Annotated in this window: 2 protein-coding genes and 1 pseudogene; 1 reads left to right on the top strand and 2 read right to left on the bottom strand. The window is 68.4% G+C overall.

The window, feature by feature from the left end:
• Window positions 1-309, bottom strand: a pseudogene (locus U9980_RS06810) (hypothetical protein); the annotation flags it as partial.
• 308 nt (window positions 310-617) lie between these two features.
• Between U9980_RS06810 and U9980_RS06815 the strand changes: the two are divergent.
• On the top strand, window positions 618-1,025 hold the full coding sequence (locus U9980_RS06815) for a cold-shock protein (protein ID WP_322767156.1): 408 nt from the start codon (window positions 618-620) through the stop codon (window positions 1,023-1,025).
• Window positions 1,026-1,053: 28 nt separating this feature from the next.
• Here the strand turns inward: U9980_RS06815 and U9980_RS06820 are convergent, their stop codons facing one another.
• Window positions 1,054-1,875: a 1,4-dihydroxy-6-naphthoate synthase gene (locus U9980_RS06820; protein ID WP_322767165.1), complete on the bottom strand. Its 822-nt coding sequence runs from the start codon at window positions 1,873-1,875 to the stop codon at window positions 1,054-1,056.
• Window positions 1,876-1,936: the final 61 nt, after the last annotated feature.

Genomic DNA, 1,936 nt, shown 5'->3' on the forward strand with positions numbered 1-1,936 from the left:
GTCCGGTCCGGTGTGGTCCGGTCCTGCGTTGTCCGGTCCGGTGTCGTCGTCCGGTTCTGTCTCGTCGACCGGAGCAGGGGAGAGCACCGCGGCCACGATTGCGATGAGCGCGATGCCGAAGCCGATCGTCAACCCACCGGCCGCGAGCACGTTCAGCCAGGTGGGCTGCTCGGTGACACCGAAGAAGAACGGGACGATAATGATCACGGTGGCGAGGAGGCCGATCGCGAAGACGCCGACCCCCAGCCGGACGAGCACGTCGACCAGTCGCCCGCGGGTGTTCCCGGGGAGCTCCCGCGGTACAGCCACCGATGATTGTGGCGCCGTGAGCCGATCAGGCCGATGGGGTTGTTGGGCAGCCACAGCCACCAGCCTACGGATCGCCGGGCGATCCGAGGTCGGCGGATGGCCAAAGGGCGTGCGATCGTGGTTTCTTCGCGCACTCGGAGGCCTTGAGCGAGCCCACGATGGTTCCAGCGCCCGTGATCAGCCACGATCGGCTGTGAGCGGCCACGAATAGGCACGGATGACCTCTCGCCGCCGTGTCCCCGGATAGCCTTGGAGACCTCGGCATCTCACTGGACAGTCTCCCTTCGCCACGTAGAACGAGGTCTCCTGTGCCCACCGGCAGAGTCAAGTGGTTCGACGTCGACAAGGGCTTCGGCTTCCTCAGTCGTGATGACGGCGGCGACGTGTTCGTCCACAAGGGTGCGCTACCGCCAGGGGTGGAGAAGCTCAAGCCGGGCGATCGGGTCGAGTTCGGTGTTGCCGCGGGTCGCAAGGGCGATCAGGCGTTGTCGGTGCGGGTGCTCGCGGCTCCGCCGTCGGTGGCCAAGAGCGCGGCGCACGCGGCCCGGCGCAGCCCCGACGAGCTGCACAGCATGATCGAAGATATGATCAAACTCTTGGACGAGGTACAGAACTCACTGCGTCGGGGGCGCTATCCAGATCGCCGGACAGCAGAGACGGTGGCCAAGGTCGTCCACGCGGTCGCCGACGAACTGGAGACATCAGGGCCTGGCTGATCGGCGTGCGGTCACGGTCGGCGTGCGGTCACGATCGGAGAGCGGGTATCGGCGGGACGAGGCCGGCGGCGCCCGCCCGTCCCAGCAGCACCTCGACAGCCTCGTATCCTTCGTCGCCGAGCGATAGCGTGTAATCGTTCACATACAGCCCGATATGAGCGTTCACGACGTCGGCGTCCAGCTCCTGGGCGTGGTCCAGCACATAGGCGCGCGATGCCCGCGGGTCGGCCAGAGCTGCCGCGACGCTCGCCCGCACCATGGCGCAGAGCGCGGCGCCGTCGAGCCCACGCCGGCCGACGATCGCCCCCAGTGGAATGGGCAGGCCGGTCTCGGACTCCCACCAGTCGCCCAGGTCCGCCATCAGCGTGAGCCCGTAGGACGGGTAGGTGAACCGCGACTCGTGGATGACCAGGCCGGCGTCGTATCGCCCGTCCCGTACCGCCGGCATGATTTTCTCGAAGGGCAGGACGTCGATGTCGCCGACCCCATGTCGCAGCGCCCACAGCCGGAACAACAGGTAGGCGGTTGTGCGCATCCCCGGTATCGCGATGCGTGCGCCCGCCAGGTCGTCCCGGCCGCCGCCGGCGGTGAGCACGAGCGGTCCGCAGCCACGTCCCAGGGCACTGCCGGCGGACAGCAGTTGGTAGGAGTCCAGCAGCCACGGCAGCGCGGCGTAGGAGATCTTCACCAGATCGTCGAGGCCGGCGGCGGCGCGGGAGTTCAGCACATCGATGTCCGCGAAGGTCACCGTGACCCGCGGTGCGTCCGCAACGAGCCCGTGGGCCAGCGCGTGGAAGGCGAACGTGTCGTTCGGGCACGGCGAGATCGCCAGCGAGAGCGGGGACGGCATCGCTGACCGCGATGTCACGGCGTGCCGACCCCGGGAGCAGGCTTGACCGGTTCGGTGCGGC

It is taken from the genome of Protofrankia sp. Cr1 (assembly GCF_963555865.1).
Classification (GTDB): domain Bacteria; phylum Actinomycetota; class Actinomycetes; order Frankiales; family Frankiaceae; genus Protofrankia.

Coding starts and splice junctions, on each gene's coding strand:
- U9980_RS06820 (WP_322767165.1), bottom strand. CDS start 1,875: ATGCCGTCCCCGCTCTCGCTGGCGATCTCGCCGTGCCCGAACGACACG.